Consider the following 12,661-nt stretch of genomic DNA (forward strand, 5'->3'; position numbering starts at 1 on the left):
ATCAAGAGAGGGCGACGGAAGCGACGAGCAGCACCGCGATTTCGCTCACCTGCTGCAGGGCGCCGATGGTGTCGCCGGTCTGGCCATCGATCTGGTTGAGGCAAAGGGCGTGGAAGGCGGCAAACAGCAGGCCGAGCAGGATCAGCGCGGCGATGGCGCCGCCGATCCCGAGCAGGAAGAGCGGGATGGCGCCGAGCACGGCGCCGGCGATTGCCGTTTCCCGCGAGACGGTGCCGGCGCCGGCCGAAAGGCCGTCGTCGCGGGCCGGGGGCAAGATGTGCATGAAGGCGCCGAGCACGCCGCGCGAGGCCGTGTGCGCGGCAATGAGGGCGAAGAGCGCCTGTGTCGGGTCGACGAGTTCGGAGAGTGCGCTCCAGCGGATCAGCAGTGACAGGGCCAGCGCCATGGCGCCGTAAGCGCCGATGCGACTGTCGCGCATGATCTCGAGTTTGCGGCCGCGCGACTTGCCGCCGCCAAAACCGTCGGCGACATCGGACAGCCCGTCTTCATGCAGGCAGCCGGTGGTGACCACGGTTGCAACCAGCGCAAGCGCCGCCGCCGGGCCCATGGCAAGGCCAAACCGTTCCGCCGTGGCAAAGACGATCGCGCCGATCAGGCCGACGACGACGCCGGCGACGGGCGCCGCCCAGATCGCGGCGGCAAGGCCGCGGCCGCGAAAATCGAACACGGGCAGCGGCAGCCTGGTGAAGAAGACCAGGCAGAGCGCGATGTCGCCGGGGATTTGCCGGGGCGAGAAGGTCAAGTTGGGGAGCTTCATGGCCTAACCCCTCGCAATGGCATGGAAGAAGGTGCCACTGACATGGCCGCGCCGATAGCCCGAAGCGCCGATCGGATTGCCCTGGCCATCGGCGAGGTCGGCCAGCGGCTCGTCATTGCCGGTGGCAGTCATCTGCGCATAATGGAATTCGTGGCCCCGGATCAGCGCTCCCTGTGAGCCCAACGGACAATCCGCACGCAGCCGCGCCTCGCGATAGCCGAGGTTCATCTTGCGTTTGGCGAAGCTGGTGGAATGACCGAGCAGGCCAAGCATGCGATGCGTTTGGCCCGAGGCATCCTCGATCGCCTCGCCGAGCACCATGAAGCCGCCGCACTCGCCATGGATGGGCTTTGTTGCAGCGAAGCGGGTTATCCCTGTCTTGAAGGTCTCCGCTGCTGCCAGGCGACCGGCATGGAGTTCGGGATAGCCGCCGGGCAGCCAACAGACATCGCAGCTCTCGTCAGGCGCTTCATCGGCAAGCGGCGAGAACGGGACGATCTCGGCGCCGGCCTTGCGCCAGTAGGCCACCACATGCGGATAGAGGAAGGTGAAGGCGGCATCTTCCGCCAGCGCGATGCGTTGGCCGGGCGGCTGCAGCGCGTCTTCAAAGCCGCCGGTTGCCGGGGCGAGGGGCGTTGCCAGCCTCATCACGGCGTCGAGGTCGAGCGATTTCTCCGCCATGTCGGCCAGTCGGTCGAGATGCGCCATCAAGTCATCATACTCACCGGCCTGGACGAGGCCGAGATGGCGTTCTGGTAGATTGAGCGTGGGATCGCGCAGGATGGCGCCGACGACGGGCAGGCCGATCGCCTCGATGGCGTCGCCGGACAGCCGCCGGTGACGCTCGCTGCCCAACCGGTTGAGCACGACGCCGGCCATGCGCACATCGGGATCGTAGGTGGCGAACCCCTTGGCGACGGCCGCCGCCGTGGTCGATTGACCGGACACGTCGAGCACCAGCAGCACCGGCAGGCCGTAGAGCCGGGCAAGATCCGCCGCCGAGCCGGTGCGGCCCGGCGCGGCCGGAATGCCGTCGAACAGGCCCATGGCGCTTTCGAGGATGACGAAATCCGTATCGTCTGCCTGTTGCGCGGCGAGCGCGTTGAGCAGCGATGGCGGCATCGCCCAGCTGTCGAGGTTGACGCCGGACAGGCCGGTGGCGGCAGTGTGAAAACCGGGATCGATGTAGTCAGGGCCGGATTTGGCGCCGCGCACTTTGAGCCCGCGCCGGGTGAGCGCGCGCAAGATGCCGATGGTGACGCTGGTCTTGCCGGAGCCGGAGCGCGGCGCGCCGATGATGATCGCGCGGGCAGTCATGCCCCGCCCGCCAGGGCCGCGCGCATGGCGACGATGCCGCCGACGACGATCAGAGCCGGCGAGGCGAGCCCGGCGGCGGCTGCTTGCTCGGCGATGGTGGCGAGCGTGGCGACGACGGTTCGCTCCTGCGGCGTGGTGGCGGCGACGATCACCGCCGCCGGTGTCGATGGCGCCAGCCCGCCATCGAGCAGTGCCGCTGCGATCAGGGGCAGATTGGCCATGCCCATATAGACGACGACGGGCTGGCCGGTGCGGGCGATTGCCGCCCAGTCGATGTCGTCATCGGTGCCGGCGGCGTGGCCGGTCGCCAGGATCACAGCCTTGTTGATGCCGCGCATGGTGGCCGGGATGCCGGTAGCGGTCAGCGCGCTGAGGCCCGATGTCAGGCCGGGCAGGACGCGGAAGGGAATGCCTTCGCGCACCAGCGCCAACGCCTCTTCGCCGCCACGGCCGAAAATATAGGGATCGCCGCCCTTCAGCCTGATAACGCGGCGGCCTTCGCGGGCCAGCCGTACCAGCAGTGCTGTGATGTCGTCCTGTTTCATCGACGGTTTTCCGCCGCGCTTGCCGGCAAAGAAAAGCTCGGCATTATCGGCAACCGCGACGACATCAGGCGAGACAAGAGCGTCGTAGACCAGCGCATCCGCCTCGGCCAGGGCAGCCAGCACTTCCAAGGTCAGGCAGCCGGGATCTCCGGGGCCGGCGCCGGCCAGCCAGACATGGCCCGGATCGAGCGGGCGCGGCTTGAAGTTCAGCCGCGACAAGGCCTGTTCGAGCGTGGCGTTGCCGCCCTTGTTTTTGCTGGTGCCGCTCACAATCCGTCCCGTCCGCGAAAACGCCGCTGGTAATGGGCGTCGTAAAGAGAACTCTCGCCAAACCCTTCCGCTGCAAGCGAGCGGCCAACGAAGATGATCGCCGTGCGCTCCATCGGATCGGCCGCAAGCTGTGCCTCGATCGTTGCGAGCGTGCCGGTCAGCACGCGCTCATCCGGCCATGAGGCGCGGAAGACGATCGCTACCGGGCAATCACCGCCATAGTGCGGCGTCAGCTCGGCGACCACGCGGTCGATGGCGTGGATGGCCAGATGAATGGCCAGCGTGGCACCGGTGCGGCCGAAGCCGGCCAGCGTTTCACCTGATGGCATCTTCGAGGCGCGGCCGGAGATGCGGGTCAGCACCAGGCTCTGCGCGACCTCGGGAATGGTCAGCTCGCGGCGCAGCGCGGCCGCTGCGGCGGCGAAGGAGGGCACGCCCGGCGTCAGCGTATAGGGGATGCCGTGCTTTTCCAGCCGGCGGATCTGCTCGGCGACGGCGCTCCACACCGACAGGTCGCCGGAATGCAGGCGGGCGACGTCGTGGCCGGCTCTGTGGGCATCGAGGTAGGCGGCTTCGATCTCGTCAAGCGACATCGGCGCGGTGTCGATCAGCTTTGTACCCGGCGCGCAGTGCTGCAGCAATTCGGGCGCGACGATCGAGCCGGCATGGAGGCAGACCGGGCAGCTTGCCAACAGTTTGGCACCGCGCAGCGTGATGAGATCGGCGGCGCCCGGACCGGCGCCGATGAAATGAACGGTCATGGCGCGTCTCCGCTGATGGCGATGGCGCAGGTGACCGGGCCGAGCACCGTTCGGGGGCCGAGCAGCCTGGCGCCCTTGCCGGCCACCGCGAGGGCCGATGCTTCGGAAACCGACGACGTGCCGGCCAGCTCTTGCGAGAGATCGGAATGGCTGAGCGTGTCCGTCGATACGGCCTGAAGCGCTGTGTCATCGACGATGATGACCGGTAGGTTCAGCGCGCGGCCGGCGGCGGCGATCGCATCCTCATCCTGTTTGAGCGTGGCGGTCGCCAGTGCGGAAAGCGCCGTCATCGCCAGCCCATGCGCTTCGAGAGCGGTTTCGATCGCCGCAAGCACGTCTTCAACGTTCACGCCTTTTCGGCTGCCGATGCCCGCGACCATCATGGCTTTACCCAGCTCCATTGGGTGACGGGCATGGCCGGACGCCAGGCCTGCATCGAGCCGACCGGCGAAGCGCGCGAAATGGTGATGCGCGTGAGATCGCCGCCCAGTTTTATGTGCTGGGCGAGAAGCAGGGTCTCCATCTCCAATGTCACCGCATTGGCGACGAGCCGGCCGCCGGGGCGCAGCGCCTTGATGGCGGCGGCCAACACGCCGGAGTCGCTTCCGCCGCCACCGATGAAGATGGCGTCGGGCGTGTCCAGTTTGGCAAGTGCCCTGGGCGCGCTGCCTTCCACCACGACGAGGCCGGGAACGCCGCAGGCAGCGGCGTTGTTGCCGATGCGAGTGGCGCGGATGGGGTCGGCTTCGATGGCAATCGTGCGCATCAGGGGATGGGCGAGCATCCATTCGATGCCGATGGAGCCCGAACCGGCGCCGATGTCCCACAGCAGTTCGCCGCGCCTTGGCGCCAGCGCCGACAGGGTGATGGCGCGGATTTCGCGCTTGGTGATCTGGCCGTCATGGTCGAACAAATGATCGGCAAGGCCAACCGTGAGCGGCAGCACGCGGGCTTGCGGGCTCGAATCAATTTCGATAGCCAAAACGTTGAGTGGATTGATGTTTTCGATGTCGAAGGCATCGGCGCGGGCGGAGCGCTGGGTCTCCTTCGGACCGCCCAGCGCCTCCAGAACCGTCAGCCGTGAAGCGCCAAAATCGAGTTCGGTGAGCAGGTGCGCAATTGCGGCCGGTGCGTCGCCATCGGATGTCAGCGCCAGAATGCGCGCGTTGGGTTGCAGCAGGGGGCGGATCAGGTCGATCGAGTGGCCATGCAGCGAGACGGTCTCGATCTCCTGCAGCGCCCAGCCAAGGCGGGCGGCTGCAAGCGAAACGGCTGACGGAGCGGGGATGACATGCATCTCACGCGCTTTGACCTTGCGGGCGAGGGTGGCGCCGACTCCATGGAAAAAGGGATCGCCGGAGGCGAGCACGCAGACGTTTCTGCCGGCAAGCGCCAGCACATCGCGCATCTCCGGATCGAAAGGAACCGGCCAGGGACGGGGTTCGCCCTTGGCGAAGGAAGCGACCAGCGCCAGATGCCGCTTGCCGCCGAAGATGATTTCCGCCCCGGCAATCCGCTGCTTGGCCTCGTCGCCGAGACCCGCTAAACCGTCCTCGCCGATGCCGACGATGGTGAGCCACCTCGCGTTGAGCTTGGCGCCGCGCAGACCCTCAACAGGCATGATGACCCACCGCATTCTGATCCTTGGCGGCACGACGGAGGCCCGGCAACTCGCCGGGAAGCTGGTCGCGCGCGCTTCGGTCACGCTGTCGCTGGCCGGCCGCACCGAAAGGCCGGTGGCGCAAGGGGTGCCGGTGCGAAGCGGAGGATTTGGCGGCGCCGACGGGCTGGCCGCTTATCTCAGGGAGACGCGCACCGATCTGCTGATCGACGCCACGCATCCCTACGCGGCGCGAATCTCCGCTAACGCCGCGCAGGCGGCGCGCATGGCCGGCGTGCCGATCCTCGCCTTGCGCCGCCCAGGCTGGGAACCGGTAGAAGGCGACCGCTGGACGCTGGTCGATACGGTCGATGATGCCGTGCAAGCGCTGGGAGCGGCGCCGCGCCGCGTGTTCCTGGCGCTGGGCCGGCAAGAGGTCGGTGCCTTCGACGCCGCGCCCCAGCACCATTATCTCATTCGCAGCGTCGATCCGATCGAACCGAAGCTGGCTGTGCCCGATGCGACCTATCTGCTGGCGCGCGGGCCGTTCCGGGAGGACGACGAACGCGCCCTGCTCGAAACCCATCGCATCGAAATTGTCGTGTCCAAGAACAGTGGCGGCGCGGCCACCTACGGCAAGATCGCCGCGGCGCGGGCGCTGGGCGTCGACGTGGTCATGGTCCAAAGGCCCGATCTGCCGGATGTTCCCTCGGCGGAAACCGTCGAAGTTCTGGCCGCGATGATCGATCATTTTGTCGGGCCCGCTGCCGAACGCTGCGTGTAGACCAGCGCCGGCTTGTCGCCGCGCTTGATGATCCGGGTTTCCTGAGAGCCGATGATGATGCAGGTCGCCATGTCGGCCTTCTCAGCCTCGACATCGGCCAGCAGATAGACCTCGATGCGCTCGTCCGGGCGGCCGGCGGCGCGGCCGAAAATGACCGGCGTGGTGCCGGGCAGGATGGCGGTCAGGCACTCGAAGGCGCGGCCAAGCTGCCAGGGGCGCGCCTTGCTGATCGGGTTGTAGAGCGCGATGACGAAGCCCGCGCCGGCGGCTGCCAATAGGCGCAGCTCGATCAAGTCCCATGGCTTCAGATTGTCGGACAGCGAGATGGCGCAGAAATCATGGCCAAGTGGTGCGCCGATGCGGGCGGCGACCGCCAGCATCGCGGTGATGCCGGGAACGACCGCGATATCGACGGCGCGCCATTCGGCTGGGCCGGCCTCGATCGCCTCGCAGACGGCGGCCGCCATGGCGAACACGCCGGGGTCGCCGCCAGAGACCACGGCGACGTCATGGCCTTCCGCGGCCTTGATCAGGGCATCCTTGGAGCGGGCGAGTTCCTCGCGATTGTCGGAGGCGACGCGGGTCTGGTCGGGGCGAAGCTCCAGCCGGTCGAGATAGGGCTTGTAGCCATAGAAGAATTTCGCTTGCGCCACAGCACGGCTGGCTTCCGGCGTGACCTGGTCGGCATTGCCGGGGCCGAGGCCGATGACGGTGAGGCGGCCGCTCATGTCTGCGCTCCCAGCGCACCGGGCCGGCCGGACCAGCCGGCCACCAGCACGATGGCGAAATAGGGCGCCTTGTCATCCTGTTTGTCGGCAAGCCTCATCGAAACGCTGCCGGCCATGGTGCCACGCTCGACATAGACGGCGCGCGTCAGCTTGCCGGTCGCCTCCAGCGCGCGCCTGATCTTGGGCAGGTTGCGGCCGACCTTCATGATCACGGCGGCATCGGTGTCGGCCAGCCGGCGGCTCAGCTCGAATTCGCTCATCGTGCCCGGCAGCACGGTCAGCACGTCATCGCCCTGGACGATCGGAACACCGGTCTGCGACCAGCAGCCGGACATGGCGGTGATACCGGGAATGACTTCGGTCGGGAAGCGATGGGCGAGGCGCACATGCAGGTGCATGTAGGAGCCGTAGAACAGCGGGTCGCCTTCGGACAGCACGGCGACCATCCGGCCGGCTTCGAGGTGCCCGGCCACCGTCTCGGCGGACTCTTCGTAGAAAGCCGTGATCTGCGACCGGTAGTCGTCGTGGTCCTTGTCGATTTCCGTGGTCACGGGATAGAGCAGGGGCAGTTCCGTCATGTCCGGACGGAAGCGCGTTTCAACGATGGCGCGCGCGTTGCTGTTGTTGCCGCGCTTGGCGAAATAGGCCACCACATCGGCCTCGGCCAAGGCCCGCGCGGCCTTCAGCGTCAACAGCTCGGGGTCGCCGGGACCGGTGCCGACGCCGACGAGACGGCCTTTTGCGATGGCGTTCACAGGCCGGGCCTCGCCAATGAATTGAGCGCGGCGGCGGTCATAGCGCTGCCGCCAAGCCGGCCGCGCACGATGGCGTAGGGCACGCCATAGGAATTTTCGGCCAGCGCATCCTTGGATTCGGCGGCACCGACGAAGCCAACCGGCATGCCGATAATGGCCGCCGGCTTCGGCGCGCCGTCGCGCAGCTTTTCCAGAAGATAGAACAGCGCGGTCGGCGCGTTGCCGATGGCGACGACGGAGCCTGCCATACGCTCGCCCCACAGGTCTATTGCCGCGGCCGAACGGGTGTTGCCGATTTCCCTGGCGATGTCGTGCGTGCGCGGGTCGCGCAATGTGCAGATCACCTCGTTGCCGGCCGGCAGCCGGGCGCGGGTGACACCGTGCGAGACCATCTGCGCGTCGCAGAAGATCGGCACGCCGGCCGCTAAAGCGGTGCGGGCGGCGGCAACGAAATCGGGGGAGAAAACGAAATGGCTTGATGCCTCGACCTGGCCGCAAGCATGGATCATGCGGATTGCGACATCGGCCTCGGCTTCCGAGAAGCGAGAAAGGTCGGCCTCGGCGCGAATGATGGCGAAGGAGCGCTCGTAGATCGCCGTGCCGTCGTGAATGTAGTCGTAGGCGGCCATGTTCATTTCCGTTTTTTGGTTTGGGCCTGTCGGTAAGCCTCGGCGATGCCGGCCTGCCCGAGCCTTGTCAGGCAAGCGGCGGCTGTTTCGCCCGGATATCGTGCGCTGCGGATCGCCGCCGCGACGCGACTGAAACCACGCGCGGCGTCATAGCCCGGCCTGTACCCGGCAGGAAGGGCCTTTGCCGTCGCGTTCACGACAAGTCCGGCTCCATTTTCGCCGCCGACGATCGTCAGCGCCGCCGGGCCGGGATGCGCGCAGCCCTTGGCGCAGCCGGAAATGTGCAGCGTGAAGTCGAGGATGTCGGCGTTTTCGGCGGCGATCGTCCCGGCTATGTCGCGCGTGGCGATGCGGCCGGAAGCACAGGCCGGGGTGCCGGGGCAAGCCGCGATGCGCGTGCGCGGGTCGGTGAAGGAGGTGACGAAGCCGAGGGCGGCGGCTGTGTCTTGAAGGGGCTGGTTGGCGACCGGTGGCTGGCCGAGGAAGAGCAAAGCGCGGCCTGGGGCGAGGCGGATTTCGGTGGTGCCGAGGGAGAGGGCGCTTTGGGCGAGGGCGATGATTTTGTCCGCCGGCATGCTGCCGTAGGGGAGGGTTATGCCGAGGGTGAGAGTGTCGCCGGCCAAGGGGAAAAGGCCGACAGGTTTGCGCGAGGCGCCCCCCTTTGTCCTGCCGGACATCTCCCCCTCAAGGCGGGAGATTGGCAGTGCGGGCGCCGGCTTTTCCTTAACAAGACCGGAGATTGGCGAAACCATCGGTGACAGCGTAATCTCCCCCCTTGAGGGGGAGATGTCCGGCAGGACAGAGGGGGGCGCCTCGCGCAAACTTGTCAAGCATAGCCAACCTGCCAGAGACACCAACTGTCGATCCGACAAATCCCGTGTGTGAGCCTCACGGCCTTTCTCGGCGACCATTCTCAGCGCAGCGACGGCAATGTCTCTCGCAGCATTTGCATCGACCTTTGCCAATACCTTCGCGTTTCGGCCGTCGCCCGCAATCGATACGCTCCAAACGATGTCGTTGTCGGCTCGCACCGCCTTCAGCCGCACATCAGCTGTCACTGCATCCATCGACAGCTGCCCGCCGCCGTCCACGATGACCGAAACCTTCGGCCCCAGCCGTTGCGTCAACCCAGCCTCATCGACCGCCACCCTGATCCGCTCAGCCATAGGCCGCGGATCGGCGATCTCCTGCGGATCGATGCCCGCCAGCGGTCCCGTCTCGACCGGCACGCCTGTGCGCACCGCAATGCCCAGCGCATCGACCTCTGCCGCCAGCAGCCCAGCGCTTTCCGTGGTCAGCCCGCGTATCTGCAAACTGCCGCGAGCGGTCACCTCCATGATGCCGTTGCCGTGCCGCAGGGCGGTTTCGGCCAGGGCGATCAACAGCTTCGGCGACAGGCCTCCGGCAACCGGGTTGAGCCGCACCAATAGCCCGTCGCCGGTCAGCATCGGCGCCGACAGAGCCGGACAGGCACCACGGCGCGAGAAAGCGTTCATGCCGCCACCCCGAGCGCTTCCGCCTCGGCAATGAGTGCGGCGAGGTCGTCGTCGACGGAGTTGCGCAGCGGATGCCAGAGGCCTCGCCGGCGCGCCGAGAGAAAACGCTCGGCAATGACTTTCGCGGCCGCCGGGTTTTCGCGCAGGATGAAGGCGCGAACTTCGGCGTCGCCGACATAGGCGTCGTGCACGGCCTCGATCAGCTCGCCCGATATGGCATGGGTGGTCTCGGCAAAGCCGACCAGCCGGTCGACTGTCTCGGCGAATTCGGAGGCGCCGCGCGGGCCGTGGCGCATCTGGCCGGCGATGAAACGCGCGTTGACGGCGCGGGCGCGCACCACCCGCGACACGGCCTCACCAACCGAGAGTGGCTTCGGCTTTTGCGGATCCGTGGTGTCGAGCACGATGACGTCGGCATTCCTGCCGAGCGCCGCGAGTGCGGCCGAAAAGCCGCCGATGAAGGCGACGTCGGCCGAGCCTTCGAGGATGTCGCGGCCGGGGTCGTCGCCGGTGTGGACGAGAAGGTCGGCCTCGGCGATGCGGCCCTCGAAAGCGCCTGGTGCCGAGACGCCTTCGCCGCCGGCGCCGCCATAGGCATGCGAGGTGGCGTCGAGATAGGCGCGGCCGATCTCCTCGCGCGCGCTCCACTCGCCGCTCGACAGCAGATCCTCCACGCCGGCGCCGTAGGTGCCGGGCGAGGTGCCGAAGATGCGCGGGCTGATCTTGCCCTCAATGCGGGTTTTGGCTGCGAGCGGGTTTTCCGCATCCTCCTCGTCGCGGGCCGCGACGGCACTGGCGGCGGCATCGATCAGCGCGATCTGGGTCGGGAACATGTCACGGAACAGGCCCGATATGCGCCAGGTGACGTCGACGCGTGGCCTGCCGAGCATGGCCGGCGGCAACACCTCGATGCCGGTGATGCGGCCGGTGGCAGCATCCCATTGCGGGCGGCCGCCCATCAATGCCAGACCTTGCGCGATCTCCTCGCCGCCGGTGCGCAGCGAGGCCGAGCCCCAGAGGTCGATGACCAGCGAGCGCGGCCAGTCGCCATGCGACTGCATGTAGCCGCGCACCACTTCTTCCGCCGCCGCCTTGCCCAGATCATAGGCGGTCGGCGTCGGCATGGTACGCGGGTCCGACGTGAACAGGTTGCGGCCGGTGGGCAGCACGTCGGAGCGGCCCCGCGCCGGCGCGCCGGCCGGACCGGCCTTGACGTGGCGGCCATCGAGCGCGGCGAGCAGCGCCGCCTTCTCGGCCTCGGCACTTCGGCGGCGCATGGCGTCGGGCTCGTCCTCGGGCGCACGGCCATAGACATGCAACCCGTCCTTGATGGCAAAATCCTTGAGATCGCAAAGCCAGGCGTCGATGCGGCGCAGCGCTTCGTCGGGTGCGTCGGTCCTGGCGACGCCGGCTTCCGAGGCGAGGCCGGTTTTCTGCGCGGTCTCGACGATCAGCTTGGCTAGACGATCGCGGCGGCGGCGGTCGAGGCCATCGGCCTGGGCGTATTCGTCGACCAGCCGTTCAAGTTTGTGCTGATTTTCGTCGAGCCCGGCACCGGTCAGCGGCGGCGGCAGATGGCCAAGCGTGACGGCGGCGATGCGCCGCTTGGCCTGTGCTGCCTCGCCGGGGTTGGAGACGATGAAGGGATAGATGACAGGCAGCGGACCGGTGACGATCTCGGGAAAGCAGTTTTGCGAAAGCGCGACGGTTTTGCCCGGCAGCCATTCCAGCGTGCCATGGGCGCCGACATGGATGAGGGCATGGACGCCGACCGACTTGCGCAGCCAGAGGCCAAAGGCGAGGAGCGCATGGCGGGGCGGGAGCGTCGGATCGTGATAGTCGGCGCGGCGGTCGGCGGAGCGACCGCGATCGGGGGCGAGGGCTACGGTGATGTTGCCGAAGGTGGCGGCACGGAAGGGGAAGTGGGTCGAGGTCGGAGCTTGAACACCCCCCTCTGTCCTGCCGGACATCTCCCCCGCAAGGGGGGAGATTACCCCCTCATCTTTGTCTTCGCCAATCTCCAACGTTGCAAGAGTGGCCCCAGCGTTGAAACTTCCGATCTCCCCCCTTGCGGGGGAGATGTCCGGCAGGACAGAGGGGGGTGCCTCGCGCAAACCTTCGGCTTTTCCCCATGCAGCCTCTACCGCGGCAATTGCCGCTGTTGGCAGGCTCTTCGAGAAGTCCAGATACTCCTCCAGCCCCAGCCCAACCTTGCCCCGCTCCAGCAAGCCCAGCAATTCACGCGGCGTCTCAGGAATCCCCTCAACCCCATAACCCTGCTCCTTCAGGTCGTGCAGCATCGCCAGCACGCTGGACGGCACGTCGAGGCCGACGGCATAGCCGGTGCGGCCGGGGGCGCTTGGATAATCCGGGATCAGGATGGCCAGTTTGCGCTCGGCGCGGGGCGTCTGCTGCAACTTGATGAAAGCCGCAACGCGGTCCGCCACTTGGGCGACGCGATCCGGTTCCGGCCGATTGGCGAAAGCGCGATGGCCAAGTGCCGGATCGGTCTCGCTCTCGCCCTTGAAGGAAATGGCGCCGGTCAGGATGCGGCCGTCGAGTTCGGGCAGCACGACATGCATGGCAAGGTCGGCGGGTGCCAGGCCGCGCTGGTTGTTTTCCCAGACGTCGCGGCGGGTGGTGGCGACGATGACCTGGAAGACCGGCACGCCGGCGCGGTCGAACAGGGTCTCGACGCCGGGTTCGGCGCCGGACGCAAAGGCGGTCGCGGCGATGATGGCGGCGGGTTTCAGCGTGGCGAGCGCGGTTTCGACGAAGGCCAGGGAGGCTGGGTCCCTCAGGCTGGAGACGAAGATCGGGACGGGGAGCATATTGCGCTGCCGTAGTGCTTCGAAAAGCGCGTTGATGGGGGCTATGTCGGCGGCGAGCAGCATCGAGCGGTAGAAGAGGATGGGGATGACTGGCGTGGCGTTTCCCTCTCCCTCGAGGGGAGGGTGGCCCGCAGGGCCGGGTGGGGTGGGTTCGCCCGGGTGCGGCG

12 protein-coding genes are annotated in these 12,661 nt (G+C 67.6%); 1 reads left to right on the forward strand and 11 read right to left on the reverse strand.

Going from position 1 to position 12,661, the window contains the following annotated elements:
* Position 1: 1 nt before the first annotated feature.
* The 6 genes from cobS to cbiE are packed head-to-tail and all read right to left on the reverse strand — an operon-like array spanning position 2 to position 5,292.
* On the reverse strand, positions 2-778 hold the full coding sequence (gene cobS, locus LB568_RS19935; protein WP_013894793.1) for an adenosylcobinamide-GDP ribazoletransferase: 777 nt from the start codon (positions 776-778) through the stop codon (positions 2-4).
* 3 nt (positions 779-781) lie between these two features.
* On the reverse strand, positions 782-2,095 hold the full coding sequence (locus tag LB568_RS19940) for a cobyrinate a,c-diamide synthase (protein ID WP_224731075.1): 1,314 nt from the start codon (positions 2,093-2,095) through the stop codon (positions 782-784).
* Positions 2,092-2,910 (reverse strand): uroporphyrinogen-III C-methyltransferase, encoded by an 819-nt coding sequence (gene cobA / locus LB568_RS19945; RefSeq protein ID WP_224731076.1) that lies wholly within the window; start codon positions 2,908-2,910, stop codon positions 2,092-2,094. The genes LB568_RS19940 and cobA overlap by 4 nt, the downstream gene beginning before the upstream one ends.
* Positions 2,907-3,671 carry a precorrin-4 C(11)-methyltransferase gene (cobM, locus tag LB568_RS19950; RefSeq protein WP_224731077.1) on the reverse strand — a complete coding sequence of 255 codons (765 nt, stop codon included), beginning with the start codon at positions 3,669-3,671 and terminating at the stop codon, positions 2,907-2,909. The genes cobA and cobM overlap by 4 nt, the downstream gene beginning before the upstream one ends.
* Complete coding sequence (locus LB568_RS19955; protein WP_224731078.1) at positions 3,668-4,054, reverse strand: cobalamin biosynthesis protein; 387 nt, start codon at positions 4,052-4,054, stop codon at positions 3,668-3,670. The genes cobM and LB568_RS19955 overlap by 4 nt, the downstream gene beginning before the upstream one ends.
* Positions 4,051-5,292 (reverse strand): precorrin-6y C5,15-methyltransferase (decarboxylating) subunit CbiE, encoded by a 1,242-nt coding sequence (cbiE, locus tag LB568_RS19960; protein ID WP_224731079.1) that lies wholly within the window; start codon positions 5,290-5,292, stop codon positions 4,051-4,053. Before cbiE ends, LB568_RS19955 begins: the two co-directional genes overlap by 4 nt.
* 1 nt (position 5,293) lies before the next feature.
* On the opposite strand from cbiE, the gene LB568_RS19965 reads away from it, so the two are divergent.
* Entirely contained in the window at positions 5,294-6,055 is a 762-nt protein-coding gene (locus LB568_RS19965) for a cobalt-precorrin-6A reductase (RefSeq protein ID WP_224731080.1), read from the forward strand.
* On the opposite strand, the gene LB568_RS19970 is transcribed toward LB568_RS19965, so the two are convergent.
* From LB568_RS19970 to LB568_RS19990, 5 genes are all read right to left on the reverse strand, one after another.
* Positions 6,019-6,783 (reverse strand): precorrin-3B C(17)-methyltransferase, encoded by a 765-nt coding sequence (locus LB568_RS19970; protein ID WP_224731081.1) that lies wholly within the window; start codon positions 6,781-6,783, stop codon positions 6,019-6,021. The genes LB568_RS19965 and LB568_RS19970 overlap by 37 nt on opposite strands.
* Complete coding sequence (locus LB568_RS19975) at positions 6,780-7,538, reverse strand: precorrin-2 C(20)-methyltransferase (RefSeq protein WP_224731082.1); 759 nt, start codon at positions 7,536-7,538, stop codon at positions 6,780-6,782. Before LB568_RS19975 ends, LB568_RS19970 begins: the two co-directional genes overlap by 4 nt.
* Positions 7,535-8,167 (reverse strand): precorrin-8X methylmutase, encoded by a 633-nt coding sequence (locus LB568_RS19980; protein WP_140575713.1) that lies wholly within the window; start codon positions 8,165-8,167, stop codon positions 7,535-7,537. Before LB568_RS19980 ends, LB568_RS19975 begins: the two co-directional genes overlap by 4 nt.
* A gap of 2 nt (positions 8,168-8,169) precedes the next feature.
* Complete coding sequence (cobG, locus tag LB568_RS19985) at positions 8,170-9,663, reverse strand: precorrin-3B synthase (RefSeq protein WP_224731083.1); 1,494 nt, start codon at positions 9,661-9,663, stop codon at positions 8,170-8,172.
* Positions 9,660-12,661, reverse strand: a 3,002-nt coding sequence (locus LB568_RS19990; protein ID WP_224731084.1) for a cobaltochelatase subunit CobN, incomplete at its 5' end; no start/stop codon positions are given. The genes cobG and LB568_RS19990, both read right to left, overlap by 4 nt.

Source organism: Mesorhizobium sp. B263B2A (assembly GCF_020165775.1).
In the GTDB taxonomy this organism is placed as follows: Bacteria; Pseudomonadota; Alphaproteobacteria; order Rhizobiales; family Rhizobiaceae; genus Mesorhizobium; species Mesorhizobium opportunistum.